At 71.8% G+C, this 25,109-nt stretch carries 24 protein-coding genes and 3 pseudogenes; 10 read left to right on the top strand and 17 right to left on the bottom strand.

Translation table 11 applies throughout. The features are described from left to right. Positions 1 to 83: 83 nt before the first annotated feature. The 3 genes from ACIRR9_RS42265 to ACIRR9_RS42255 are packed head-to-tail and all read right to left on the bottom strand — an operon-like array spanning position 84 to position 3,678. Entirely contained in the window at positions 84 to 2,645 is a 2,562-nt protein-coding gene (locus tag ACIRR9_RS42265) for an FtsX-like permease family protein (protein ID WP_403763847.1), read from the bottom strand. Further along, the gene (locus tag ACIRR9_RS42260) at positions 2,642 to 3,391 is read right to left on the bottom strand and encodes an ABC transporter ATP-binding protein (protein WP_403763845.1); all 750 of its coding nucleotides are present in this window, start codon (positions 3,389 to 3,391) and stop codon (positions 2,642 to 2,644) included. The genes ACIRR9_RS42265 and ACIRR9_RS42260 overlap by 4 nt, the downstream gene beginning before the upstream one ends. After that, positions 3,388 to 3,678, bottom strand: a complete 291-nt coding sequence (locus ACIRR9_RS42255; protein WP_403763843.1) for an SHOCT domain-containing protein — start codon at positions 3,676 to 3,678, stop codon at positions 3,388 to 3,390. Before ACIRR9_RS42255 ends, ACIRR9_RS42260 begins: the two co-directional genes overlap by 4 nt. Before the next feature lie 167 nt (positions 3,679 to 3,845). Between ACIRR9_RS42255 and ACIRR9_RS42250 the strand changes: the two genes are divergently transcribed. The 3 genes and pseudogenes from ACIRR9_RS42250 to ACIRR9_RS42240 all read left to right on the top strand — a co-directional run. Further along, on the top strand, positions 3,846 to 4,415 hold the full coding sequence (locus tag ACIRR9_RS42250) for a TetR/AcrR family transcriptional regulator (protein WP_403763842.1): 570 nt from the start codon (positions 3,846 to 3,848) through the stop codon (positions 4,413 to 4,415). Positions 4,416 to 4,421: 6 nt separating this feature from the next. Continuing rightward, positions 4,422 to 5,006, top strand: coding sequence for a DUF4865 family protein (locus ACIRR9_RS42245; RefSeq protein ID WP_403763840.1), 585 nt, complete (start codon positions 4,422 to 4,424; stop codon positions 5,004 to 5,006). After that, positions 5,003 to 5,905: pseudogene (locus ACIRR9_RS42240) on the top strand (phosphotriesterase); the annotation flags it as partial. The gene ACIRR9_RS42245 and the pseudogene ACIRR9_RS42240, both read left to right, overlap by 4 nt. Before the next feature lie 18 nt (positions 5,906 to 5,923). On the opposite strand, the pseudogene ACIRR9_RS42235 reads toward ACIRR9_RS42240, so the two are convergent. After that, positions 5,924 to 6,133, bottom strand: a pseudogene (locus ACIRR9_RS42235) (ketol-acid reductoisomerase); the annotation flags it as partial. Between the two features lie 114 nt (positions 6,134 to 6,247). Between ACIRR9_RS42235 and ACIRR9_RS42230 the strand changes: the two are divergent. Beyond that, positions 6,248 to 6,998 (top strand): annotated as a pseudogene (locus tag ACIRR9_RS42230) (LysR substrate-binding domain-containing protein). Between the two features lie 25 nt (positions 6,999 to 7,023). On the opposite strand, the gene ACIRR9_RS42225 reads toward ACIRR9_RS42230, so the two are convergent. Further along, the gene (locus ACIRR9_RS42225; protein WP_403763838.1) at positions 7,024 to 8,262 is read right to left on the bottom strand and encodes an ROK family protein; all 1,239 of its coding nucleotides are present in this window, start codon (positions 8,260 to 8,262) and stop codon (positions 7,024 to 7,026) included. 135 nt (positions 8,263 to 8,397) lie between these two features. Then, the gene (locus ACIRR9_RS42220; RefSeq protein WP_403763836.1) at positions 8,398 to 9,048 is read right to left on the bottom strand and encodes an alpha-ketoglutarate-dependent dioxygenase AlkB family protein; all 651 of its coding nucleotides are present in this window, start codon (positions 9,046 to 9,048) and stop codon (positions 8,398 to 8,400) included. A gap of 67 nt (positions 9,049 to 9,115) precedes the next feature. On the opposite strand from ACIRR9_RS42220, the gene ACIRR9_RS42215 reads away from it, so the two are divergent. Further along, the gene (locus ACIRR9_RS42215) at positions 9,116 to 10,246 is read left to right on the top strand and encodes a methyltransferase (RefSeq protein WP_403763834.1); all 1,131 of its coding nucleotides are present in this window, start codon (positions 9,116 to 9,118) and stop codon (positions 10,244 to 10,246) included. 9 nt (positions 10,247 to 10,255) lie between these two features. On the opposite strand, the gene ACIRR9_RS42210 is transcribed toward ACIRR9_RS42215, so the two are convergent. Together ACIRR9_RS42210 and ACIRR9_RS42205 are read right to left on the bottom strand one after the other, a co-directional pair. Continuing rightward, on the bottom strand, positions 10,256 to 11,122 hold the full coding sequence (locus tag ACIRR9_RS42210; protein ID WP_403763832.1) for a ketose-bisphosphate aldolase: 867 nt from the start codon (positions 11,120 to 11,122) through the stop codon (positions 10,256 to 10,258). A 2-nt stretch (positions 11,123 to 11,124) separates the two neighbouring features. Continuing rightward, entirely contained in the window at positions 11,125 to 12,018 is an 894-nt protein-coding gene (locus ACIRR9_RS42205) for an SIS domain-containing protein (RefSeq protein ID WP_403763830.1), read from the bottom strand. 123 nt (positions 12,019 to 12,141) lie between these two features. Between ACIRR9_RS42205 and ACIRR9_RS42200 the strand changes: the two genes are divergently transcribed. Further along, complete coding sequence (locus tag ACIRR9_RS42200) at positions 12,142 to 12,921, top strand: DeoR/GlpR family DNA-binding transcription regulator (protein WP_403763828.1); 780 nt, start codon at positions 12,142 to 12,144, stop codon at positions 12,919 to 12,921. Positions 12,922 to 12,942: 21 nt separating this feature from the next. Here ACIRR9_RS42200 and ACIRR9_RS42195 read toward each other — a convergent pair whose 3' ends face one another. From ACIRR9_RS42195 to ACIRR9_RS42185, 3 genes are all read right to left on the bottom strand, one after another. Further along, positions 12,943 to 13,338, bottom strand: a complete 396-nt coding sequence (locus ACIRR9_RS42195; protein ID WP_403763826.1) for a luciferase family protein — start codon at positions 13,336 to 13,338, stop codon at positions 12,943 to 12,945. A 182-nt stretch (positions 13,339 to 13,520) separates the two neighbouring features. Beyond that, positions 13,521 to 14,450, bottom strand: a complete 930-nt coding sequence (locus tag ACIRR9_RS42190) for a carbohydrate kinase family protein (protein WP_403763824.1) — start codon at positions 14,448 to 14,450, stop codon at positions 13,521 to 13,523. Beyond that, complete coding sequence (locus tag ACIRR9_RS42185; RefSeq protein ID WP_403763822.1) at positions 14,447 to 15,124, bottom strand: class II aldolase/adducin family protein; 678 nt, start codon at positions 15,122 to 15,124, stop codon at positions 14,447 to 14,449. Before ACIRR9_RS42185 ends, ACIRR9_RS42190 begins: the two co-directional genes overlap by 4 nt. 57 nt (positions 15,125 to 15,181) lie before the next feature. On the opposite strand from ACIRR9_RS42185, the gene ACIRR9_RS42180 reads away from it, so the two are divergent. Further along, positions 15,182 to 15,835 (top strand): TetR family transcriptional regulator, encoded by a 654-nt coding sequence (locus ACIRR9_RS42180; protein ID WP_403763820.1) that lies wholly within the window; start codon positions 15,182 to 15,184, stop codon positions 15,833 to 15,835. 97 nt (positions 15,836 to 15,932) lie between these two features. Here the strand turns inward: ACIRR9_RS42180 and ACIRR9_RS42175 are convergent, their stop codons facing one another. Together ACIRR9_RS42175 and ACIRR9_RS42170 are read right to left on the bottom strand one after the other, a co-directional pair. Beyond that, positions 15,933 to 16,220, bottom strand: a complete 288-nt coding sequence (locus tag ACIRR9_RS42175) for a hypothetical protein (protein WP_365341673.1) — start codon at positions 16,218 to 16,220, stop codon at positions 15,933 to 15,935. Positions 16,221 to 16,300: 80 nt separating this feature from the next. Beyond that, complete coding sequence (locus ACIRR9_RS42170) at positions 16,301 to 16,918, bottom strand: TetR/AcrR family transcriptional regulator (protein ID WP_403763818.1); 618 nt, start codon at positions 16,916 to 16,918, stop codon at positions 16,301 to 16,303. A 66-nt stretch (positions 16,919 to 16,984) separates the two neighbouring features. Between ACIRR9_RS42170 and ACIRR9_RS42165 the strand changes: the two genes are divergently transcribed. Then, on the top strand, positions 16,985 to 18,319 hold the full coding sequence (locus ACIRR9_RS42165) for an alpha/beta fold hydrolase (protein ID WP_403763816.1): 1,335 nt from the start codon (positions 16,985 to 16,987) through the stop codon (positions 18,317 to 18,319). A 97-nt stretch (positions 18,320 to 18,416) separates the two neighbouring features. On the opposite strand, the gene ACIRR9_RS42160 is transcribed toward ACIRR9_RS42165, so the two are convergent. The 3 genes from ACIRR9_RS42160 to ACIRR9_RS42150 form a co-directional block, all read right to left on the bottom strand. After that, a complete protein-coding gene (locus tag ACIRR9_RS42160) occupies positions 18,417 to 19,940 on the bottom strand; it encodes an SDR family oxidoreductase (protein ID WP_403763814.1) in 1,524 nt (507 codons plus the stop codon). A 505-nt stretch (positions 19,941 to 20,445) separates the two neighbouring features. Next, the gene (locus ACIRR9_RS42155) at positions 20,446 to 21,231 is read right to left on the bottom strand and encodes a peptidoglycan-binding protein (protein ID WP_403763812.1); all 786 of its coding nucleotides are present in this window, start codon (positions 21,229 to 21,231) and stop codon (positions 20,446 to 20,448) included. Positions 21,232 to 21,301: 70 nt separating this feature from the next. Further along, on the bottom strand, positions 21,302 to 22,306 hold the full coding sequence (locus ACIRR9_RS42150; RefSeq protein ID WP_403763810.1) for a helix-turn-helix domain-containing protein: 1,005 nt from the start codon (positions 22,304 to 22,306) through the stop codon (positions 21,302 to 21,304). A 286-nt stretch (positions 22,307 to 22,592) separates the two neighbouring features. On the opposite strand from ACIRR9_RS42150, the gene ACIRR9_RS42145 reads away from it, so the two are divergent. Together ACIRR9_RS42145 and ACIRR9_RS42140 are read left to right on the top strand one after the other, a co-directional pair. Next, positions 22,593 to 23,240, top strand: coding sequence for an isochorismatase family protein (locus ACIRR9_RS42145; RefSeq protein ID WP_403763808.1), 648 nt, complete (start codon positions 22,593 to 22,595; stop codon positions 23,238 to 23,240). Positions 23,241 to 23,717: 477 nt separating this feature from the next. Beyond that, complete coding sequence (locus tag ACIRR9_RS42140) at positions 23,718 to 24,620, top strand: HAD family hydrolase (RefSeq protein WP_403763806.1); 903 nt, start codon at positions 23,718 to 23,720, stop codon at positions 24,618 to 24,620. 48 nt (positions 24,621 to 24,668) lie between these two features. Here the strand turns inward: ACIRR9_RS42140 and ACIRR9_RS42135 are convergent, their stop codons facing one another. Continuing rightward, positions 24,669 to 25,100: a tetratricopeptide repeat protein gene (locus ACIRR9_RS42135; protein WP_403763804.1), complete on the bottom strand. Its 432-nt coding sequence runs from the start codon at positions 25,098 to 25,100 to the stop codon at positions 24,669 to 24,671. Positions 25,101 to 25,109: the final 9 nt, after the last annotated feature.

The raw sequence follows: 25,109 nt of genomic DNA, 5'->3' as shown, positions 1-25,109 counted from the left end.
ACAGCGGGAGCCCCGGCCACCGCACACGCTCCCGCCCGCTCGGCTGTCGCCAGTTGAGCGGGCGGTGAGTCCTCTCCCCGGCGCTACTCCATGGCTATCGCCCGCAGAACGTCCAGGCGTGCCGCCCGCCGGGCCGGACGCAGGCCCGCCAGGGCGCCGGCCGCCAGCCCGACCAGAGCCACGACCGTGAGTCGGGCCGGTGGGACGGCGAAGGCGAACGCGGTGTCGCTCGCGCCGTCCGAGGCCTTGACCAGCACCCAGCCGAGGAAGGCTCCGAGACCGAGGCCGCCGGCCGTGCCGAAGGCGGCGACCAGGACCGACTCCCAGCGGACCATGGCCCGCAGTTGGGGGCGGGTCTGGCCGACGGCACGCAACAGGCCCAGTTCCCGGGTGCGTTCGTGCAGGGCCAGGGTCAGCGTGTTGGCGATGCCGAGCAGGGCGATGAGCACGGCGAGGGCGAGCAGCGCGTAGACGAGGGTGAGCATCATGTCGATGCCGCCGGCCGAGGACCGGGCGTAGTCGTCGCGGGTCTGGACCTGCGGGTTGCCGTACTCCGCGGCCACCTTCGTCACCGCCGCCCGGCCCGCGTCCGCGCTCACCCCGGGCTTGAGCGTGACGGCCACCAGGGTGTCGGAGTCCTGGATGCGGTGCGGGGCCCAGGCGGCGCGGGTGATGACGTAGTCACCGGCGAGTTCGGACCTGCCGTAGACCGCGCGGACGGTGAAGTCCTCCTTCTTGCCGTCGGTGAAGGCGAGTCGGGCGGTGTCGCCGGTGTGCAGGTGCAGCCGGTCGGCCTCCGTCCGGGTGATGGCGATGCCGTCGGTGCCGAGCCGGGCCAGTGAGCCCTGGACGGTGCCCAGGTCGAAGGTGCGGGCGAGGGCTGCCGGGTCGGTGACGGTCAGCGCCCGTCCCCTGCCGTCGACTTCGGCGACCCCGCGGCCGAGTCCGACGGCGGTGTCCACCTCCGGCAGTCGCTGGATCGCCGGGGCCAGCCGGGGGCTGAGTCCGCTGCCGCCCGCGCCGTAGGACGGGTTGCTGACGGCGAGGTCGCCGGCGAATGACCGGGAGACGGTCTGGTCCATGGTGGCCTTCAGGGACGCGCCGAACACGGTGAACAGCGAGACGACGGCCACACCGATCATCAGCGCGCTCGCGGTGGCGGCGGTCCGCCTGGGGCTGCGCAGCGCGTTGCGCCGGGCGAGCGCGCCGGTCACTCCGCGCAGCCGGTCCAGGGGGCCGCCGAGGAGCCGTACGGCCGTGGTGGCGGCGACCGGTCCCAGGATCACGAAGGAGACCAGGGCCAGCAGCGCGCCGAGGCCCGCCGACCAGACGGACGGTGAGACCAGGACGCCGGTGAGCGCGAGGGCGACGGCCAGGGCGCCGAGGCCCGCCCCGATGACGGCACGCCCGCGCGAGGCGCCGGAGGCGTCGACGGCCGTCTCACGCAGAGCGGCCAGCGGAGCGGAGCGTCCGGCGCGTACGGCGGGCAGCAGGGCGGAGCCCAGACAGACGGCGACACCCACCACGAGCGGGAGGGCCATCGAGAGCGTCTTGATCACCAGGTCGCCGTCGGGGAAAGGGAATCCGATCGCCGGGAAGAGCGCCTGCAGCCCGGCCGCGATCCCGATCCCGCCCGCGAGTCCGGCGGCGGACGCGGCGACCGCCACGACGCTCGCCTCTGCCAGGGCGGACGCGGTCACCTGGCGACGGGAGGCGCCGAGGGCGCGCAACAGGGCGTTCTCACGGGTGCGTTGGGCGACGACGATCGCGAAGGTGTTGTGGATGGAGAAGGTCGCGACCAGCATGGCGACGCCCGAGAAGACCAGCAGGAAGGTCGTGAAGACGGTCAGGAACCGGCTGGAGATCATGTCGGTGTTCTCCTGCGCCGACTCCTGACCGGTGATGGCCTCGACTCCCTTGGGGAGCACGGGAGTCAGCCGGTCGACCAGTTCCTTCTGGCCGACGCCGGGACCGGCCCGCACCAGGATGCCCGCCGCTTCGCCGGGCTTCGCGGTGAGGTACTTCTCGGCGTCGGCACGGGTCATGCCGGTGAAGGTCACCTGGGCCATGCCGTCCTCGCCGCCGAAGGTCGCGAGGCCGACGACGGTCACCTTCACCGGGTCGGGGGTGCGCAGGACGGTCGTGTCGCCGATCCTCAGACAGCCCTTCTTCGCGGCGCCCCGGTTGACCACGACCTCCCCGGACCTGGCGGGGGCGCGGCCCTCGGCGAGTCGGTAGGAGTTGAGCTTCGGGTCGGTGATCCAGTTGCCGGCCAGGGTGGGCGGCCCCTTTCCGCCGATGGGCTCGCCGTCGGCGCCGACCAGCTGCCCCGCGCCCTGGATGTTCGGAGCGGCGGCCGCGACACCGGGCACCCGCTCGATCGCGTTCACCAACGAGGTGGGGACCGGCTGTCGTACCCCCTGCGCCTCGCCGGGCGTGGTGATGGCGTCGGCGCCGCGCACCACGGCGTCCGTGCCGCTGGTGGCTTCGCCGAACATGGAGTCGAAGCCGGCCCTGAGCGTGTCGCCCATGACCAGGGTGCCGGCCAGGAAGGCGACCCCGAGGAAGACGGCGACGAAGGTACCGGCGAACCGGCGCCGGTGGGCGCGCAGGGAGGACAGACTCAGCCGTACGGAGGCGTTCATGACCGCACCTCGAAGGCCTTCATCCGGTCCAGGACCGTGTCGGCCGTCGGGGACTGCATCCGGTCGACCAAGCGCCCGTCGGCGAGGAAGACCACCTCGTCGGCGTGGGCGGCGGCCACCGGGTCGTGGGTGACCATGACGACCGTGCGGCCCGTCCGCCGTACGGCGTCGCCGAGCAGGCCGAGGACCTCGGCGCCGGAGCGGGAGTCGAGGTTGCCGGTGGGCTCGTCGGCGAAGACGACCTCCGGGCGGCCCGCGAACGCCCGTGCCACGGCGACGCGTTGCTGCTGGCCGCCGGAGAGTTCGGAGGGGCGGTGGCGCAGCCGGTCGCGCAGCCCGACGACGTCGACGAGCGCGTCGATCCACTCCGGGTCGCCGCGCCCGCCCGCCAGGTCCAGCGGCAGGGTGATGTTCTCCGCGACGGTCAGCGTCGGCAGCAGGTTGAACGCCTGGAAGACAAAGCCGATCCGGTCCCGGCGCAGCAGCGTCAGCCGCCGGTCGTCGAGCGAACCCAGCTCGGTGTCACCGATGTAGGCGGCGCCGGAGGTGAGGGTGTCGAGGCCGGCCGCACAGTGCATCAGGGTGGACTTGCCGGAGCCCGACGGGCCCATGATCGCGGTGAACCGCCCTTCCGGGAACGCCACGTCCACGCCGTCCAGCGCGTGTACGGCGGTGTCGCCACCCCCGTACACCTTCACGGCCCCCACGACCCGGGCCGCGGCCCGTACCGCTGTCGTCGTGGTCATGCCGCACCGCCCTTGCCGATGCGGCCGAACTGCTCCTCCAGGACGGACGACCGCCGCCAGTACTCGTCCTCGTCGATCTCACCGGAGGCGAAACGGCGGCCGAGGACCGCGAGCGGCGAGTCACCGGCCGGGCGTCCGGCATCCATCGGGCGCCAGGGCCCGCCGCGCCCGCGCCGGACGGTACGCCGCAGAAAGGTGACGGCGCCGATCACCACGGCCGCCCAGATCAGCGGGAGGAACAGGATCCACGGGCCGGGCCCGCCGTCCCAGTTCGCCAGGGTCTGCATCTCGGTTCAACTCCTCCATCGGAAAGGTTCTGTGCGATGCCTCCGAGCCTGGCCGCGGGAAGGGGTCCGGGTCGTCGTGCGGCCGGCGGCAGCGGCCGTACCTCCCGGGGAGTACGTGACGGCGGGCGCGCTGCTCCCGAAAGCACTGGCGTTCTGTAACTACTAGTATGTACAGTCGTTGCATGAGCACGTCGGAGCGGTTGATCGAGTCCACGCGTGAGCTGCTGTGGGAGCGCGGTTACGTCGGTACGAGCCCGAAGGCGATCCTGGAGCGTTCCGGCGCCGGCCAGGGCAGCATGTACCACCACTTCAAGGGCAAGCAGGACCTGGCGCTGGCCGCGATCCGCCGGACCGCCGAGGAACTGCTGGCCACCGCCGAGGGAGTACTCACCGGGCCCGGCACGCCGTACGAGCGGATCGAGGCGTATCTGCGGCGCGAGCGCGATGTGCTGCGCGGCTGTCCGATCGGGCGGCTGACCATGGACCCGGACATCGTCGCGAGCGACGAACTGCGGGCGCCGGTCGACAAGACACTGGACCGGATCCGGGAGCTGATCGCCGGGATCGTCGAAGAGGGCAAGGAACAGGGGCAGTTCGGGCCCCAGCTGGACGGCGAGGAGATCGCCGCGACCGTCCTCGCGACCGTCCAGGGCGGTTACGTCCTCGCCCGCGCCTCCGGCTCACCGGCCGCGTTCGACACCAGCGTGCGCGGACTGCTGTCCCTGCTGAGGAGTTGACGCGACATGCACGCCCTGCAGTACGAATTGACGCTCCCCGCCGACTACGACACCGGCATCATCCGTGACCGGGTGGCCCGCGTCGCGCATCTGCTCGACGACTGGGACGGCCTCGGCTTCAAGACATTTCTGCTGCGCGAGCGCGGTGTGCACGGCTCGCCCGTCAACCAGTACGCCCCGTTCTACCTCTGGAACACCGTGGAGGGCATGAACCGCTTCCTGTGGGGAGGCGCCTTCCAGGGACTCGTGAACGACTTCGGGCGGCCTTCGGCACGGCAGTGGTCGGGGCTGGCGTACGAGGAGGGCAGCGCCGCCGGCGCTCCTGCGGCCTTCGCGGTACGGCGGCGCGAGCCGGTGCCCGACGGGGTCGAACTCTCCGGGCTGATGGCTGAGGCGGCGCGGGAGACACGGCGGATCGCGGACCAGGACGGTGCCGTGCTGGCGGCGGCCGCCGTGGACACCGGCCGCTGGGAACTGGTCCGCTTCTCCCTCTGGACGCATGACACACCGAAGGCCGAGGGGGACGTGTTCCAGGTGCTGCACATGTCGGCGCCCGGCCGGGACCGGCTGCCGCGCGGGCGGCAGTGGTGAGCAGAGTCCGTACGGTCCTCGGTGATGTACGGCCCGAGGACCTGGGTGTGTGCGACGCACACGACCACCTCTTCCTCCGCAGCCCACAGCTCCCGGGCCGGGAGCTGAACGACGCGGCCGCCGCACGGGCGGAGTCGGCGGCGTTCCGGGCGGCGGGCGGGACGGCCGTCGTGCAGTGGACGCCGTACGGGATGGGCCGGCGGGCCGCCGACCTGCCGCTGCTCTCCCGGGCCACCGGGGTGCACCTGGTCTGCGCGACCGGACTGCACCAAGCCTCGCACTACGACCCGGAGTTGCTCGACGCGCTGCGCGGGAGACTCGCCGAGGTGTTCGTCGACGAGCTGACCCGGGGCATCGGCACCTCGGGGGTACGCGCCGGTCTGATCAAGGTGGCAGGAGGCTTCCACGGCCTCGACGCACACGCCCGCTGGACGATGACCGCGGCGGCCGAGGCGCACCGGGCCACCGGTGCGCCGATCGCCGTCCACCTGGAGCTGGGGACCGGCGCACTGGACGTACTCGACCTGCTGTGCGGAGAGTTGGGAGTCCCCGGCGACCGGGTGGTCCTCGGCCACCTCAACCGCTCCCCCGACCCGGTCGTCCACCGTGAGGCCGCCGCCTCCGGCTGCTGGCTGGCCTTCGACGGGCCGTCGCGCGCCAACCACGCCACCGACTGGCGGATGCCGGAGGCCGTACGCGCCCTGACCGAGGCCGGGTTCGGGGACCGGCTGCTGCTCGGCGGGGACACCGTGATGGCCGGGGCACGGTCGGTGGACGGCGGGCCCGGGATGCCGTACCTGCTGCGGCGGGTGCGCCCGCGGCTGGTGGCGGAGCTGGGTGCCGAGCACGTCGAACGCATCCTGATCCACAACCCGGCCCGGGCGTTCGCCGTCGAGTGGCGCCAGCCACCGGAGGCGTCAGGCCACGGAGATGTCGACCGACGGGCGGAGCTTCGCGGCGGCGGCCAGGGCCTCGTGGGCCGGGTGGGTGTCGAAGGCGGTCAACAGCGCGCTGTCAGCGGGGAGTTCGGAGGCGGGGAAGGCGATCTGCTCGTAGGCGGCCAGGAAGCGCGGGCCCCAGCGGCGGGTGCCGAGGCGGGCCGTGCGGGAGCAGTTGTCGACCATGTGGAGGTGTAGGTGGTCGTCGTGGTCATGGTCGAGTTGCGGGCTCCGGGCGGGCGTTGCGACAAGCGCAACCTTCGCAGCACCCTATTGCGGATCATGAAAGAGCCTGGCCACAGGGTGCGGGACGATCATCGGGAGCTGCGGCTCTTCCTCCATCTCGCGCAGTCCCTGAACTTCGGCCGCACAAGCCTGGACTGCCATGTCAGCCCGGCCACGCTCACCCGGGCCGTGCAGCGCCTGGAGGCTGGCCTCCCCTGACGACCATCCCGACCCGGCAGAACTCGTCGGCAAACTGTCCGTGTTCGCCACCGTGACCGCCTGCCAGGCCCTGCTGCCCGATCTGTTGGCGCCGTTCCGGACCGCGCATCCGCAGGTACGGCTGGATCTGCGCACCGGTGACGCGGCCGCGGCGCTGGCCCGGCTCGACGAGGGCGAGGCCGACGTGACCGTCGCCGGCATCCCGGCACGCCTGCCGGAACCGCTGGTCGGCCGGACCGTCGCGGTCACCGACCTGGTCCTGGTCACCGCGCGCGACCGCCCGGACCCCGGTCCGGACGGCCCGTTCGTGCTCCCGCAGCGGGGTCTGGTGCGCGAGGCGGCCGACCGCTGGTTCCGCACCCGGGGCACGGTCCCGGACCTCGCCTCTGAACCGGACGGCCACGAAGCGCTGTTGGCCCTGGTCGCCCTGGGCTGCGGCACGGGGATGGTGCCCCGGACCGTACTGGAACACAGCGCGGTGCAGGACCGCATCGCGGTACTCCCGGCCGACCCGGCGCCGGAGCCGTTCCCCATCGGTCTGTGCATCCGCCGCGCCGACCTGCGGCGGCCGTTGGTGGCGGCGCCGTGGAGTCTGACGGCGCGGTGGTAGACCGTTGGCGTTGGCTTGCGGGTGGTTACTGCAGCGCCCCCAGTGGGTCGTCCAGGACCGGCTGCCAGGCCAACTCGGCGGCCCCCACCAGGCTGTTGTGGCTGAGTGTGCACGGCAGGATCGGTACGCCGCCGCTCTGCCCCCACAGGCTGCGGTCGGCGACGACCGCGCGCAGCCGCTCCGGGTCGGCGTCCAGGAGGGTGCGGTGCAGGCCGCCGAGGATGATCCGGTCGGGGTTGAGGATGTTGACCAGTCCGGCCAGGCCCAGGCCGAGCCGGTCGATGAGGGCCTCGGTGGCCCTGCGGACGGTCGGGTCGTCGTAGTGGTCGCGGACCAGGTCCTCGGCCTGTCGGAGCAGCGACACCTCGGGGCCGGGCGCACGGCCCGCCTCGATGAGCAGTGCCAGCGGATCCGCCTCGACGTCCAGACACCCCCGGCTGCCGCAGTGGCAGGGGCGGCCCTCGGGGTTGACCGTGAGGTGGCCGACCTCCAGGGCCAGGCCCGAACTCCCCGTGTGCAGGCGGCCGTCGAGGACCAGCGCGCCGCCGACGCCCCGGTGTCCGGTGGCCACGCACAGCAGGTCCCGGGCGCCCCGGCCAGCGCCGTGCCGGTGTTCGGCGAGCGCCGCCAGGTTCACGTCGTTGCCCGCGAACGCAGGACCGGTGATCCCGGCCGCGCGCACGCACTCCGCGAAGATGCGGCGCACCGGCGCGCCCACCGGCCAGGCCAGGTGCAGGGGGTTGAGGGCGAGGCCCTCCGGTTCGGCGACGGCGGACGGCACGGCGAGGCCGGCGCCGGCGCAGCGGCGGCCGGTGGTCAGCAACAGGTCGGCGCCGGCCTCCACCACCGAGCCGAGCACCTTCGCCGGGTCGGCGTCGACCGTCTCGCAGCCGGGCGCCGTCGCGACGATACGGCCGCCCAGGCCGACCAGCGCCGCGCGGAAACCGTCGGCGTGGACCTGTGCGGCCAGCACAACGGGGCCGTTCTCGGCGACCTCCAGGCGGTGCGAGGGCCGGCCCTGCGATCCGGCCGCGGCGCCCGGGTGCGCGTCGACCCTGATCAGGCCGAGTGCCTCCAGTTCGGCGGCGACGGCGCCGGCGGTGGCCCGGGTGACGCCGAGTTCCGCGGTGAGGACCGCGCGGGTGGGGGCCCGGCCGGTGTGCACGAGTTCCAGTGCGGGGCCGAGTGCGCCGCGCCCTCTGTCCAACCGGGGTTTCGAGGTGGTCCCTTCCCCCGCCGGCCGGGGGTGCGCCTTGCCGCTCATGAGAGGGAGTCTGCCATGATCCTCCGGAGGGGCCGCATCAAAGGTGCGGCGCCGTTGGGGCTGGTCGCGCCCACGCGGCGGAGCCGCACGTCGATTCAGCCCCGTGCCCCTGAAGGGGCGCTACACCTCAGGGCGTCAAAAGCCACTGATCCTCAATGTGACGTTGAGGCGGCCGGTCAGGCCCAGGTCCGCCGGTGCCGTGCCCGGGTACACCTTCGGCACTCCGTGATAGGCGAGCCGGGACTCTCCCCCGAACACGAACAGGTCTCCCGAGCGCAGCTCCACGTCCCTGTAGGGCTTGGTCCTGCTCTCCGTGTTCCCGAAACGGAACACACACGTGTCCCCCAGGCTCAGCGACACCACCGGCGCGTCCGACTTCTCGTCGGCGTCCCGGTGCATGCCCATCCGGGCGTCGGCGTCGTAGAAGTTGATCAGTGCGATGTCGTACGACAATCCGCCGACCGCCTCCGGGCCCAGCGCCTCGGTCGCCGCGCGGCGGCCCAGTTCGTCCAGCCAGGCCGGGAACGGCTTCACGGGGCTGCCGTCGCCGTCGGTGACCGTGCGGGCGTAGGCGTACGGGTACCAGTGCCAGCCCAGGCAGACCTGGCGGGCGGTCATGGTGCCGCCTCCCGGTGTGCGGACCGTGCGCAGGCCGGCCGGGGGCCGGGCCCAGTCGCGGCAGGCGGTCAGCAGCGCGCGCTGCTGCTCCGCGTCCAGCCAGCCGGGGACGTGCACGGCGCCCGGCGCGATACGGGCGCACGCCCTCGGGAACAGCTCATCCTCCATGCCCCCATCCTGCCCGACCGGGTCTGAGCTGGGGTTCGGCTAGCCTGGACGCACGATGAGCGACCGTATGACGACTGCGTGGGGCGAGTTCGAACTGTCCCGCTTCCCGGAGGATCCGCGCGACCGGCTGCGTGCCTGGGACGCCTCCGACTCGTACCTGCTGCGGTATCTCGACCGGGAGCGGGTCGGGCTGTCCGGCAGGGTCGTGGTGCTGGGCGACCGCTGGGGCGCGCTGGTCACGGCGCTGGCGGAGCACCGGCCGGCACAGATCACCGACTCGTATCTGAGCCAGGAGGCGACTCGGGCGAATCTGGCGCGCGCGGGTGTCGAGCCGGGTGCGGTACAGCTGCTCACCACCCAGGATCCGCCGCCGGAGCGGGTGGACGTGCTGCTGGTGCGGGTGCCGAAGAGCCTGGCGCTCCTTGAGGACCAGCTGCTGCGGCTGGCGCCCGCCGTGCATGCCGGCACGGTCGTGATCGGCACCGGCATGGTGAAGGAGATCCACACCTCGACACTCCAGCTGTTCGAGCGGATCCTGGGGCCGACCCGGACCTCGCCGGCCGAGCAGAAGGCGCGGCTGATCCACTGCACGCCGGACCCGGCGCTGGAGCGTCCGGCGAACCCGTGGCCGTACAGCTACGCGCTCCCGGACGGCATCGGCGCGGTCTCCGGGCGTACGGTCGTCAACCACGCGGGGGTCTTCTGCGCCGACCGGCTCGACATCGGTACGCGGTTCTTCCTGGCGCATCTGCCCGGAGGCGGGCGGCGGATCGTGGACCTGGGGTGCGGCAACGGGGTGGTCGGTACGGCGGTGGCGCTGGCGGATCCGACGGCCGAGGTGCTGTTCGTCGACGAGTCGTTCCAGGCGGTGGCCTCGGCGGAGGCCACCTACAAGGCCAACGGGGTGCCCGGGCATGCCGAGTTCCGGGTCGGGGACGGGCTGGCCGGGGTCGCGGACGGGAGCGTGGACGTGGTGCTGAACAACCCGCCTTTCCACTCCCACCAGGCGACCACCGACGCGACGGCGTGGCGGATGTTCGCCGGGGCGAAGCGGGCGCTGCGGCCGGGCGGCGAACTGTGGGTGGTCGGCAACCGGCACCTGGGCTATCACGTGACGCTGCGCCGGCTGTTCGGCAACAGCCGACTGGTGGCCAGTGACCCGAAGTTCGTGGTGCTGAAGGCGGTCAGGCGAGGGTAGTGCCGCCGGTCAGTCGGGGGTAGTCCCGCGGGTCAGTACGGTGATGATCCGCCTCACCTCCCGGGCCATCGCCTCCCTGCCGACGCTGAGGTACTTGCGGGAGTCCACGGCCTCGGGGTGGTCCGCGAGGAAGCGGCGGATCGAACGCGTCATCGCCATGTTGAGCGCCGTACCGACGTTGACCTTGGCGATGCCTCCGGCCACCGCGGCGACCAGGCCGTCGTCCGGGACTCCGGAGGAGCCGTGCAGGACGAGCGGGACCGGTACGGCGGTCGACAGTCGCCGGAGCAGGTCGTGGTCGAGGGCCGCGGTGCGGGTGGTCATGGCGTGCACGCTGCCGATCGCCACGGCGAGCGCGTCGACTCCGGTGCCGGCGACGAAGGCCCGTGCCTCGTCGGGGTCGGTACGGGCACCGGGTGCGTGCGCGTCCAGCGGCTCACCGCCGTCCTTGCCGCCGACCTGCCCCAACTCGGCCTCGATCCAGAGGCCTTGGGTGTGCGCCCAGTCCACGGCGGCCGCGGTCGCGGCGAGGTTCTCCGCGTAGGGCAGCCGGGACGCGTCGTACATCACGGAGCCGAAGCCGGCGCCGGGCGCCTGGCGGAGCAGGTCGTCGCTCTGGACGTGGTCGAGGTGCAACGCGACGGGAACATCGGCCCGTTCGGCGGCGGCGGTGGCGGCGCGGGCCAGCGGGAGGAGCCGTCCGTAGCGGAACTTGACGGCGTTCTCGCTGACCTGGAGCACCACGGGCGCCCCGGCCGCCTCGGCGCCGGTGACGACGGCCTCCACGTGCTCCAGGGTGATGATGTTGAACGCGGCGACGGCGGAGCGGGCTTCGGCGGCCCGGGTCAGCAGTTCGCCGGTGGCTGCGAGGGGCACGGTCACTCCTGGCCGGACGGGACGAGGATCACCGAGCGGGTGAGATGACGCGGCCGGTCGGGATCGAGGTCCCGGGCGGCGGCGACGGCTACCGCGAGGCGCTGGGCGCGGACGAGTTCGGCGAGCGGGTCGAGGGCCCCTTCGACCCACAGCCCCCCGGTGGCGCTCACCTGTTCGGCGAGTCCGGCGGGTGCCGGGCCGAACATCCAGGTCGCGGTGGAGCGGGTGGTGATGCTGATCGGGCCGTGCCGGTACTCCATCGCCGGGTAGGCCTCGGTCCAGGACAGCGAGGCCTCGCGCATCTTCAGTGCCGCCTCGGCGGCGAGTCCGACGGTCCAACCGCGCCCGAGGAAGGTGAACTGGGTGCACTCGACGAGCCCTTGGGGCAGGGGGGTCGACAGCGCGGTGCGGGCGTCGGCGACCACGGCGTCGGTGTGGAGGCCGAGGTGGGCGCGGAGGAGGGTGAGCGCGGTGGTCGCGAACCGGGTCTGCACGACGGAGCGTTCGTCCGCGAAGTCCAGGACGACGAGGTCGTCGGCGGCCCGCATGACGGGGGTGCCGGGGTCGGCGGTGATCGCCGTCGTACGCACGGTTCCCTTCAGCTGCCCCAGCAGGTCCACTACTTCGGTGGTGGTGCCGGACCGGGTGAGGGCGAGCACCCGGTCGTACGACCGCCCGCGTGGGAACTCCGAGGCGGCGAAGGCGTCTGTCTCACCGTGCCCCGCGCCCTCGCGCAGTACGGCCGCCGCCTGGGCCATGAAGTACGAGGTGCCGCATCCGACGATCGCGACCCGCTCGCCCGGCAGCGGCAACGCCTCTGTGTGCCGGTGGGCTTCCTGGGCGGCGCGTATCCAGCAGTCGGGCTGGCCGTTCAGCTCCTGGGTGATGTGTGACATACCACCGTCTCCCCTTCAGTGATTGTTATTGCAAGATAGAGCCGAGTTTCAATCACAATCAAGCATTCTGTTGAATGCCGGGTGCGCTAGGGTCACCGGAAGATCGAGGAACGGAGGCGGCGGATGTCGCGCGACGCCCGCTGGAAGGCACTGCTCGAGCTGCTCGTCGAGCGCGGCCGCCTCGATGTCGAGGAGGCGGCGGCCGAGCTGGCGGTGTCGGCGGCGACGATCCGCCGGGACCTCGACCAGCTCGCCGAGCAGCAGATGCTGGTGCGCACCCGGGGCGGGGCGGTGGTGCACGGGGTGTCGTACGAGCTGCCGTTGCGCTACAAGACGGCCCGGCGGGCCTCCGAGAAGCAGCGGATCGCCAAGGCGGTGGCGGAACTGGTCGCACCTGGCGAGGCGGTGGGGCTGACGGGCGGTACGACCACGACGGAGGTGGCCCGTGCTCTCGCCGTGCGGGGCGACCTCGCCACCGGCACGCCGGCGCTGACGGTCGTGACGAACGCGCTCAACATCGCCAACGAGCTGGCGGTACGGCCCCAGTTCAAGATCGTGGTGACGGGCGGGGTGGCGCGCCCGCAGTCGTACGAGCTGATCGGACCGCTCGCCGACGGGGTGCTGGGGCAGATCACCCTCGACGTGGCGGTGCTCGGGGTGGTCGCCTTCGACGTCACCCATGGGGCGGCGGCTCACGACGAGGCGGAGGCCGCGATCAACCGGCTGCTGTGCGAGCGCGCGGCCCGCGTGGTCGTCGCCGCGGACTCCACCAAGCTGGGCGGGCGGGCGTTCGCCCGGATCTGCGCGGCGGAGCTGGTGGACACGCTGGTGACGGACACGGCGGCGGCGCCGGAGACGGTACGCCGGTTCGAGGAGGCGGGGATCCGGGTCATGACCGTGTGACCCGGCCGCGGCCCCCTGTTGTCAGAACCCGCTGGTGTCCGCGCTGACGAACCCCGCGCCCCGCTGGTCGTTGCAGCCGAACACGGGCCGGTCGGCCGGGTCGGGCCAGCTCTGCTGGGCCTGGAGGGCGACGCTCACCAGGGTCAGCAGCAGGTCGACGTCGCTCGCGGCGTCGAGTCGTATCGTCACCCACTGCGAGCCCGGGACGATCCGGATCGCTCCGGTGTTCCTGAGGTCCTTGGCGAAATGCCGGATGGCACGGGCGGTGAGACGCAGGTCCACATCGCGCTCCGAGTGGAAGTGCGCGATCTCGCCCTGCGCCGAACTCACCGCCTGGCCCAGGCCGCAGCTCGGTACGGCCGGGGTCAGGTCGGGCCAGGTCGCCAGTTGCGCCAGTGCGCGCAAGGCCAACGTCATGGAGCCATCATGACCCGCTCACTCTCCGGTAACCAACTAGCGAGCAGTTATTAACCGAGCTGTTGCCGGACTCTGTCCGAACACAGACGCAGGGGGCGAGTGAATATCCGCAGGGCTTCAGCGGTTCGAGGGACGGAAGGTACCACTCGGGCGTCCGGGACAGCCGTGGCCGATGTCACTTTTCAGGCACGTCTGGTGGCCGTGGCCGCGAACGCGTCGGCGGCCGCGAGGTCGAAGTCCCCGTGGTCGCTGCCGAGGCCCTGGGCGACCAGTGCGGCCACGGCGTTGCCGAGAACGGCGGACTCCTGCGGGGTGCGGCCCAGCCCGATGCCGTGGACGAAGCCGGCGGAGAAGGCGTCGCCGCAGCCCGTGGTGTCCACGACGTCGATCTCGAAGGCGGGGACGGTCTCGGCACCCTCCGCGGTGACCAGGAGGGCGCCGTCGCCACCGCGTGTGACGGCGACCAGCCCGGCCCCGGCGTCGATCAGCTTCTTCGCGCCGGCCACCAGGTCGTCCTCCTCGGAGAATCCCAGCACCTGGTCGTCGTTGGGGAGCAGATGGTCGATGTGGGGCAGTGCCGCCGCGATCTGCTCGAAACTGCCGAACACACCGGGCGCGAGCAGGTCCACGGAGGTCGTCGCACCGTGTTCCTTGGCGAAATGCAGGATGCGCGCGGCGACGTCGACACCGATCAGCTCCGGTCCGCCGAGGTGGAGGTGATCGGCTTCGGCGAGGGCGTCCCAGGGCACGTCGTCGAGGCCGTAGGTGACGTTGGCGCCCAGCAGATGGAGGGAGGGCCGGTCGCCGTTGGAGCGGATGGGCAGCACGCTCGCCGAGGTGCCGGTGTCGATGCGGCGCACCAGGAACTCGGTGCCGATCCCCGCCTTCGCGAGCAGGTGCACCAGCATGTCGCCGGTGGCGTCGGCACCGACGGCCCCGGCGCTCTGCACGGTGGCGCCGAGCTTGGCCAGGGTCAGCGCGGTTCCGCCGGCGGTCCCGGCGGCCGTCATCCTGATGTCCTCGACCAGGGTGGCGCCCTGGCCCTCGGGTATCGCGTCGACCGGCCGTACCAGCACGTCCAGCACGTGTACGCCCATCGTGACGACTCTCATGCCTTGCCCTCCTGCAGGGGTTGGGTGGTGCCGTAGTTCCGTGCGATCGCGGCCTCGATCACGGCGAGTTGCTGCCGCTCGTCCAGGACGCGGGGTTTTCCGAGGGCCGCCGCGTGCTGGTAGACACCGCAGGCCCATTCGAGCAACAGGGCGTTCTCGACGGCCTTGTCGAGGGTCGGCCCGACGGTGACCGAGCCGTGGTTGGCCATCAGGGCGGCGCTGCGGCCGTCGAGCGCGGCGAGAACCGACTCGGCGAGGTCCGGGGTGCCGAAGGTGGCGTACGGCGCGACCCGCACGGTGCCGCCGAGGGCGAGCAACTGGTAGTGGATGCAGGGCAGTTCGTCGAGCACGCAGGAGAGGGCGGTGGCCATCGGGGCGTGGGTGTGCACGACCGCGCCGGCGCCGTAACGCCGGTAGACCCCCAGATGCAGGTCGAGTTCGGAGGTCGGCTGCAGCGTCCCGGCGACGGTCACTCCGTCCAGGTCGACCACTGTCACCTGACCTGCGGTGAGTTGGGCGAGCACCGCTCCGGTCGCGGTGACCGCGACCCGGTCCCCCACTCGCACGCTGACGTTTCCCGCCGTACCGATGAGGAGTCCCGCCGCTCCCAGCCGACGACATGCGTCCGCGACCGCGGCCCGCTCCTGAACCAGCGCGGAACTTGAGTCCGTCATGGCCGCGACCGTAACGTAGACGTGAAACAAAGTCACGTTCAGATTCAGGAGCCGTGCGTGAGCGAGCAGACCGCCGACGAGACCGGGGTCGTGCTGCGCCGGACTCCTCAACAGGCGCGCAGCAAGGCCCGGTTGGCGAGGGTGTTGACAGCGGCGGAGCGAGTGCTCGTCGCCGAGGGCGTCGGGGCCCTGACCACGACCCGGGTCGCGGCGGAGGCCGGGGTATCGGTCGGTTCGCTGTACCAGTACCTGCCGGACCGGGACGCGATCATCGACGCGCTGGCGGCCGGCTACTTCGCCCAGCTCGAAGGCGTGATGGACGAATTCGCCCGAGCCGCGGCCGTCGAGCGGTGGCCCGACCCGGTCGGCGTGCTCATCGACACCTACGCCGCGCTGTACCGCACCGAACACGGTTTCCGGGCCCTGTGGTTCGGCAGCGGGCTGACCGACCGGACCCGGGAGGCGGACCGCGAGCACAAGCGCCGGATGGCCGACGGGGTCCGCCGGGTACTCCTAGCCCTCGGTGTCGCCGCCGACACGGACGCGCTCGGCCGGGCCTGCCACGCCGCCGTCCTGACCGCCGACGCGCTCGCCCAGGAGGCCTTCCGCCGCGATGCCGAGGGCGACACGGCCCTCCTCGACGAGGCCAAGGTCATGCTGCGCGGCTACCTCACGGCCATCACCGGGCGCCGGGAGCAGGACCGCGTCTGAGCCGCTGCGCGCAAGGCGGCCGGACCCCAGAGGGAACGGACGAAGGTGGCGGGCAGGCCCGCGACTCCGGTTTACTCAGTCCCTGTCGGCGGTTTCCTCAGTCCCTGTCGGCGGCGTCGGACGCGTCCGCGTCGGCCGCCACCTTCGCCGCGATGACCACGAAACGACGTATGGTCTCGACGGGCATGTCCAGCCCTTCGGACGCGGCTCGCTCGTCGCCGAACACCTGCACTGCCTCGGTGACGGCCACGGCCAGTTCGGCCTCCGCCTTGCGAACCTTGACCTCGGCCTTGTCCACGGTGTCGACCACCGTCAGCTGGCGACGCTGCTTCTCCTGGAGCCGCTGCTTGCGGGAAAGCGTCTTGTCGGAATTCTGCACAGTCATGATCAAGATCATAAGCGGGCCCTTCACCGCGCAGGAAATCCGCAACTCCGTCCCCGCGCCCCGCCGTTGCGCCTGCCCCGTCAGGGAGCGAGTTCGGCCTGCCGAAGGCTCTGGAAGGCCGCGGGGGTCGCCCAGCCCCGCAGAGCGGCGCGCATCACCGACCGGAATGCGGCCTCCGCCGTCGGGGCGTCGAGGGCTTCGGCCAGTTCGAGTGTCACAAGGCCGTGCAGGGTGACCCACAACGAGAGGGCGATCGACGTCGATTCACCGGCGAGCACGGACCCGGCCACGGCCCGGTCGATCGCCGCGACGAGCGGCCGTACGGGGTCACGGGTGCCGACCGCGCCCGACGGATCGAAGGACTGCACCCCGCCGAACAGCACCGCGTACAGGTGGCGGTGTCCACAACCCCATCGCCGGTACGCGACGGCCAGGGCATAGAGGTCGGCGAGGGGATCCGCGGAGCCCGGCACCGCCGACAGATCCTGGAACAGCCCGGCGACAGCCCTGTCACGTACCGCTGCGATCAGGCCGTCCTTGCCACCGAACAGGGAGTACACCGCCGTTGTCGAGGTGCCGGCGGCAACCGCCACGGCGCGCACGGTGACCGACTCCCGTGAACCGGTGGCCATCAGCTCGGTCGCACACACCACGAGCCTCTCCTTGACGGCATCGTCGTTCGTCCTCGGTCTGCCCATGACAGGAAGCCTACCTCTTCTGATAACGTCGTTTTGAAACAGCGTTCTGAAACTCGGGAGACCATCATGTCCGGATTCGCCATACGCCTCGCCCGCCGCACCGGGCGGTTACTACTGGTGCCAACTGCCCTCTTGGCGCAGGTTGTTGTCTTTCTCGTACTGATCGTCCTCACGGACGGGGCCGGCTCGGGGCTCGTCGCCTGGCTGACGGCCCTCGGCATCGCCTGTGCCGCCGCGGTGTGGCGGAGCCGGCACCGCGCACGGAAGGCGCGCCTCGTACCGTTCGTGCCGGTGCTCCTCGCGGCGGCGCTGACGGCGGCGGTCTGCCTCCCGACCGTGCCCACGGCCCGGCAGTACCCGCCCGCCCTGCCCTTCGTCGCCACCCAGCACTGGAGCCTGACCACGGGCAGCCGGGTAGCGGTGTACCACTACGCGCCCACCGACTCCGGCAGCCGGCACCCGGTCCCGCTCGTGTACCTCAACGGGGGACCGGTCCGCGGCATCTCGGTGCTCGACCATCGGTTCCTGCGGCTGCTGGCGGGCCAGGGCTTCGACGTCTACGCCTACGAACAGGCCGGCGGCGGACGCAGCGACCTGCTCCCCATGGACCAGTACTCGATCTCCAGATCCGTCCGTGATCTCGACGCCTTCGTCCACCGCCTGGGCAAGGGCGCGGTCGACGTCCTCGGCTTCTCGTCCGGCGCGGTCGTGCTCACCCGAGCCCTGGCCGACCCCGCGGTCAGCACCCGCATCCACCGGGCCGTCATCGCCGAGCCCGGCCCGATGGACGGTCCCACAGCGAGGATCACCGGACAGCGGGGACGCCCGTCCGCGCGCGGGCTCGCACCGAGCCCGCGCGGCCCGCGGTCAACGCGCCTCCCCCGGTACGCCGTGGCATTCGGCCTCATGCGGCTCGGACTCCTCAGCCCCGGCACCGGACTGATCGGACAGGCCGAAGGCGACAACGCGTTCACGGCCGCCGACCTCGGCAGCGACACCGCATCCGCCTACTGCGCGCATGACGCGCATCGCATCCCGGCCGAAGACACGCCCCAGAACTTCTCCTTCAGCGCCGCCGCCAGCCTCCGCATCCAGCAGACGGTGAAGGACTCCCCCTCCATCGCTCCACGGCTGCGGCACTCGAAGACACCCGCCATGCTGATGATCGCCGAGTGTTCCTCCCAGGTACGCCGATGGGAGACCGCCGTCCTCGCCGACGACCCCGCGATCCGGCGCACGCAGTACATGCCCGGAGTCGGGCATCACCTCTGGAACGGCCTGGACGACAACAACGGCCGAGCCGCCGCGGTCATCACCGCGTTCCTCCTGGGCGAACCGGCACCGCTGCCGAACTACCCCACCCGCGCGGGAATCGCCGACTTCCTCCGTGACCACAGGTGACGCCCGCGCCGAGGCCCTCGTCCGGGGAAACGGCCACGGCTCCGAGATCGGTGCGAAGTGCCCGAGGTGGACGTGACAACCGAGGCGTGCACCGGTTTCACCTTCCCGCCGAGGGAGGGCGGAGGCCGGTGCGGGCGGCGCTGTCGTCCGCGGCCGAGGCGGGCTTCCGCACACGTTCGGCGGCGCGGACGATGTTGCGCGCCATGCCGCCGAAGACGATCGCGTGAAACGGCGACACGCTCCACCAGTAGAGCTGGCCGAGCAGTCCGTGCGGGTGGAACAGGGCCCGCTGTCGGTAGCGCGCGCCGCCGGCCCCCTCCTCGTCGACACACATCTCCAGCCAGGCCAGGCCGGGCAGCCGCATCTCGGCGCGCAGTCGCAGCAGCCGGCCTCGTTCGATCTCCTCCACCCGCCAGAAGTCCAGCGAGTCACCGACCCGCAGTCGCCGCGCGTCACGTCGTCCCCGGCGTAGGCCCACCCCGCCGACGAGGCGGTCGAGCCAGCCGCGCACCGCCCAGGCCAGCGGGAAGGAGTACCAACCGTTCTCGCCGCCGATGCTCTCGACCACATCCCACAGCGCCTCGGGAGCCACATCGGCGTGGCGTTGGCGCACATCGGTGTAGAGGCTGCCGCCGGCCCACTCCGGGTCGGTGGGCAGCGGCCCGCTGGGAGCACCCGGCACGGAGGCGGAGGACCAGCGAGTGGCGACCTGGGCGTCCCGCACACGCTGCAACGCGAGGGCGACGGCGCGGTCGAAACCGACCGGGTGGCCCGGCGGGCTGGGCACGTACCGCTCGATGTCCCGTTCCCGGCACACCACCTCGTGGCGCAGCGACTCCGTCAACGGGCGGGCGATGGAGGCCGGTACGGGGGTCACCAGGCCGACCCACTGACTGGACAGGCCGGGTGTGAGCACCGGCACGGGCACGATGAGCCGCCGGGGCAGTCCGGCGACGGCGGCGTACCGATGCATCATCTCAAGGTAGGTGAGCACCTCGGGGCCGCCGATGTCGAAGGCGCGGCTGACGTCGGACGGCAGGCCGGCGCATCCCACCAGGACGCGCAGCACGTCCCGTACGGCGATCGGCTGGATGTGGGTGTGCACCCAACGCGGCGTGATCATCACCGGCAGCCGCTCGGTCAGGTAGCGCAGCATCTCGAAGCTGGCCGAGCCGGAACCGATGATGACAGCCGCCCGCAGCACGGCCGTCGGCACCCCCGAGCCGAGGAGGATATGCCCCACTTCGGCGCGGGAGCGCAGGTGCGGCGACAGTTCCCGTTCAGGCACGCCGGCCGGGGTCAGCCCACCCAGGTAGATCAGGCGGCCGACGCCGGCCCAGCGGGCCTGCTCGCCGAACACCCGGGCCGCCTGCCGGTCGGTGCGTTCGAAGTCACGGCCGGCGCCGAGTGCGTGCACCAGGTAGTAGGCGACATCGGCACCCGCCATCGCCGCCGCCACCGAGCCCGCGTCGGTGACATCCCCCTGTACGACCTCCACCCGCCCTGCCCATGGCTGGTCACGCAGCTTCCGGGGTGTGCGTACCAGGCAGCGCACCCGATACCCGGCGTCCAGCAGTTCCGGCACCAGCCGCCCACCGATATAGCCGCTGGCACCGGTCACCAGACAGGTCCTCGGACGACCGGCAGCCGCTACGTTCCCGTTCGTCGCCGTCCCGGCCGTCTCGTCCGCCACGCGAACCGCCTCGGTCGTCGTCCCTGGGCCCTCGCGCCCCCGACACCTCTACGGTGCCGCCCACCGGTCCGGGTACGCCGTGCGACTGCGGCATCCGGGTGACGCAGAGCTCTCACCCGCCGCGTCCGTCCATGCCTGGTGGCCACCGCCTCGGCTGCACCGGGAAACCCCGCCGACCGGGGTTTTTGCGGACGATCGCCATCTTGCGGCCCAGCATCGCGGACGTCAGGTCGTCAGGTCGTCAGGTCGTCGGTCGTCAGGTCGTCGAGTCGCCCAGGCGGCCGGTAGGCCGATGCCGCGTGAACACACGAGATGCGCGCGGTTTCCGGGCGGGCGGCGGCACGCCGGTCAGGGTCGAGCCGGTGCGCCACCCGCCCCCGCGAGCGCACGTCCTCCCTGATCCGAAGCTCTCGGCCGGGCTGCACCCGGATCCTCAGAAGCGGCCTGCGTTGAGCGCCTTCTGAAGCCCTTCCGTGGTCTGCTTCCCCCAGTCCCCGTCCTGGGGGACACCGACGTGCGCCTGGAGAGCCTTGATCGTCTGCGGACCGATCTGCCCGTCGACGGGCACATGGAGGTGGCTCTGGAGAGCTTTCTTGGTGTTCGGCCCGAACTCGCCGTCAGCGGTCACGCCCAGCACCCACTGCAGCGCCTTGGTGGTGTCCGGTCCGAACCCGCCGTCCACGGCGAGCGGGCAGTACGGGTTGTGGTTCGAGGCCGGCGGAGTGGGCGAGCCGGTGCCGCCGCCGGGCAGCCGGAGATAGGTGAGGGGCTCGCCCCGGTGCGAGTTCGCCTCGTCCGCCAGGGTGGTGCGGATCGGGTCGGCCTCCTGGCCGTGGGACACGCACAGCGCCCCGAGGCCGCCCGCCGCGCTCTCGACGAGGACGACGACGTGCGTACCTGTGCCCGCGCCGAAGACCACGAAGTCGCCGGGCTGGGTCTCGGCGGCGGTGATGTGCTCGCAGTGGTCGAGCATCGTGCCGGTGTAGCCCTGCCCGTTGAACCCGGAGCCGTTCGGGTCCCCGGCCCCGCTCCACTTCGCCATGAGCGTGGCGAAGCCCGAGCAGTCGGTGGAGAAGGGAAGCGCGTGCACCGCTATGCCGATGGGCATCGGCCGGGCCTGCGAGTAGTGGATGTCCGCGTTGTGCTGTACCCCCCAGAGACAGTTGCTCACCATCGCCTGCCGGACCTGTGCCGTGGTTGCCTGAGCGGTAGTACTCATCCTGCACTCCTGTTCGTGAACCTGTTGGACACGGTGTCAGTGCGCAGGGGGTGACGTCGTTGGCGCAGCGTCACCCGTTCGTTGACGCTGCGTCCACTGCCGTACCGCCCGCCTCCAGGACCTGGCGGCGGTAGTCGCCCGGGGGTACCCCGTGCGCGGTACGGAAGGCGCGGCTGAAGTCGGCGGCGTGGTGGAAGCCCCAGCGTGCGCCGAGGGCGTGGACCGGGTGGTGGCGCAGCCGCGGGTCGGCGAGGTCGGCCCGGGCGCGCTCCAGGCGGAGGTGGCGTATCCAGGCCGCGACGGTGAGTTCACGGTGCTGGAAGAGCCGGTGCAGATAGCCGAGGGAAATGTGGTGGTGGACGGCGATCGTGGCGGGCGTCAACTCCGGGTCCGCGAGGTTGAGTTCGATGAACGCCTCGATCCGGGCGAGCAGCGCCTGGCGTCGGGTCTCCGGGAGCAGCCGGTCCTCGGCGTCGATGTACGAGGCCAGTGTCGCGGCGGCCAGGTCGAGGGCCACCTCGCCCAGCCGTCGGACCTCGCGCTCGCCGACCTCTCGCCGCCGGACCACCCCGGCGACGTCGACGAGGTAGCGGGTGAAGACGGCACTCATCCCGGTGGCGCCCGACATGCCGTGCGCGAGCAGGGGGTTCAGCCGCTCCGGTCGCAACGGCAGTGCGGTCCTGGCCAGTTGCAGCATCACCAGCTCTCCCCGGCCGGCCCCGGGCAGGGCACGGGTCTCGAAGGGCTGGGAGGTGTCGTGGAGCAGCAGCTGGCCCGAGGTCAGCCGGGCCTCGTTGTCCCCCTGGGCGAAGTACAGCTCGTTCGCCATGACGAGGCTGAGCCCGTACCGCTCGGGGTCGGAGCGGCGCACCAGGGCCGACGAGCGCACGGACCGCATCTCGGGGTAGTCCAGCGCCGTCAGCAGGACCGGGCCCAGCTCCGCCACCGTCACCACGGACCGGAAATCGTCGGCGTGCGGGCTGCTGACCGCCGACGGCACGATGTCCTGGGCCATCTGCTCGCACCACCAGGGAAATCGGTCGGCGACCGGCAGGTCTTCGGTGCGCATAGTCATGATCACGTGCTGTCCTCCCCCGGAAAGTCAACGAAAGCAGGACAGCACAGCAGATTCAACGCACTGTCATGGAAGCCCCAAACGGGCCCTTCGCCCTCGCAACCACTGGGTCAACTTGCCGCGTCCTGTCTGCAGGTGATGAGTCAGGCGGCGGGAGCCGTGCAGCTTTCTCACCCCAGAAGTCGCGCCACCCGTGGATACCAGTGAGCCAATAGTTGACACTTCATCTATCGGTGATGTGTCATCTACTTGTACCGGAAACCCCGGGACGGGCGGAGGAGATCCCATGAGCACGCCACATCTGCGCGGCCTCGTCGCACTGCCGGTGCCCGAGGCAAGTGTCCTGCTGCTGATCGACCACCAGCCGCCTCAGTACCTGTACAGCCACGATCCGACAACGGTGTCCGAGACCGTTCTGGCACTGGCCGAGACGGCCCAGGCACTCGGTGTTCCGACGGTGCTGACGACCCTCATGGCGGAGCGCAACGGACCTCTGCTCCACCCCCTCCAGGACGTCTTCGGCGAACACAAGCCGATCGACAGGCCGCTCGTCGACAGCTGGGACGACCGACGTGTGACGGATGCGGTGCTGGGCACCGGACGCAAGAACCTGATCATCGCCGGCATGCACACGGAGACCTCGGTGTGCATGCCGGCTCTGCGGGCGGTCGGCGAAGGACTGGATGTGCACGTCGTCACCGACGCCTGCGGAGGTGTGGCGGCCGAAAGCCACGACGACATCGTGCGGCACCTGGCGCGGACCGGCGTCACCCCCGTCACCTGGGAACTAGCCGGCGCCGCATGGCTGCGCGAGCGGGCCCGGAGGGCGACGGGCACGGCCCCGGGCACCGCCGTGACGCGGAGCGGCGAAGGCGCTGCCACGTCCTTCGCCTGGGCGCGTCCGCTTCTTGCCGTCCCGTCCTTCGGGCTGTAGGGCCCACCCCCACTCGGCCAGGAACCGCCATGAACCCACAGGCCACGAGCGGAACGGTCCGATGACCGCCGCCCCCGTTCCCCCCTCTCCGGCCCCGGCCGACGATCCCACTCCGCCCTCCGGCCGGCCTCCGTGTGGAACCAGGTCGCAGGGCGGCTTGTGCCGCTGGGCCACGGGCGTGGCGGTCACCGTCCTCGTCTACGCCGCCCTCCTGACCATGACCGCAGGTGCCACGTCCCGCTACTGCTGCGACTAGGGGGTGTCCGGCGGATCATGCCGCAGACGCGGGGTCTGGCATGCCCACCTGCGGCGTTGTCGTCACTCGCCGACGCTCCGCGTCGACTCCCTCCTCCGCCTTGCAGTCGGACGCACCAGACCCCGCTCACCTCGGCCGACCAGGCACCGCTGCTTTCCTGCGACTTGATCCGCCGAACACCCCCTAGCGGACAGCCGCCGATCCCGAAGGTGCCCACACCCATGACCACCGTGCCGTTCCCCCCGCTCGCCGTGCGTCCGAAGCTGGTCGCCACGGATCTGGACGGCACGCTCCTGCGCAGTGACGGGGCGTTGTCACCCCGGACGAAAGCCGCGTTGGCGGCGGCGGAGAACGCCGGGATACGCGTGGCGCTCGTCACGGGCCGCCCGCCGCGGAGCGTGCCCGCGCTGCTGGAGCGGATCGGACCGCACGTCGTCATCGCCGCCAACGGCGCCACGGTCCATTCCCCGGACGGGGCCGTCGCCCAGGCCTTCCCCATCCCGTACCCCGCAGCCGTGCGGCTCGTACGACGCATACGCGCGGCGATCCCCGGTGTGTCCTTCGCCCTTGAGTTCGGCGAGGCGTTCGGTCATGAACCGGCCTATCCGGACTGGTCGTTCGGGGACGAGGCGGTCAAACTGGTCGGGCCGGCCGAGGAGATACTCGCCCAGGTCCCGGGCAGTCCCCTGGTCAAGATCCTCGCCCAGCATCCCGTACTCTCGCTGTCCGACTTCCACGAACAGGCACGGAACACGGCCGGACCGAGCGCCGAGACCACACACTCCACCGGGCTGTCCCTGGTCGAGTTCAGCGCGCCCCGCGTCACCAAGGCAACCACCCTTGTCGCCTGGAGCAGCGGGCAGGGCATCGACAGCCACGACATCGCAGCTTTCGGCGACATGCCCAACGACCTGCCCATGCTCCGCGCGGTGGGGCACTCCTACGCCATGTCCAACGGCCACCCGGACGTCCTGGCGGCCGCCCGTCATCGCGCCCCCTCCAACGACGAGGACGGCGTGGCCCAGGTGCTGGAAGGTTTCATCGCTGCCCGGGACCACCGATCGGCGGAGCGGGCCGGCGCATGTGGTGCACATGAGCCCGGCCCGGGATCCTCCTCAGGCTGATCGCCGCTGTGTGCGCGTCCTCCGCTCACGCATGCGCCGCCGCACGGCTCAGTCGTCGTCGGGAAACTCGCCGGAGAACGCGGCGGCCATACGCAGCCACGGCTGCGCCTCGTCCTGGCGCCCCTGGCGTTGTAGTGTCCGGCCCAGCATCAGGTGGGCGTAGTGCTCCACCGGATCACGCTCGACGATCTGGCGCAACTGTTCTTCGGCGCGCCGCAGTTGTGCGGAGTGGTAGTAGGCGCGGGCCAGCAACAGCCTCGGGCCGGTCTGTTCCGGAGCCTCCTGGACCACGTCGGCGAGCAGCCGGGCCGCGCCGATGTAGTCCCTGGCCTCGAACAGCAGCTTGGCCCGCTCCCAGCGTTCGGTGGTGCTCTCCTCGTGCGGTCCGCCGACGCCGTTGTCGAAGAGGTGCAGAGCGCTGGCCCACCGGTCTGGCGAAACTCCGTCGGTGGACGGGTGTTCGTTGAAGTTGTCGGTCATCGTTTCCTC

The sequence above is a fragment of the Streptomyces sp. NPDC101234 genome (assembly GCF_044767525.1).
Classification (GTDB): Bacteria; Actinomycetota; Actinomycetes; order Streptomycetales; family Streptomycetaceae; genus Streptomyces; species Streptomyces sasae.
Note: the sequence above shows the minus strand (reverse complement) of the source record. Positions and strands in the feature narration are given on the sequence as shown.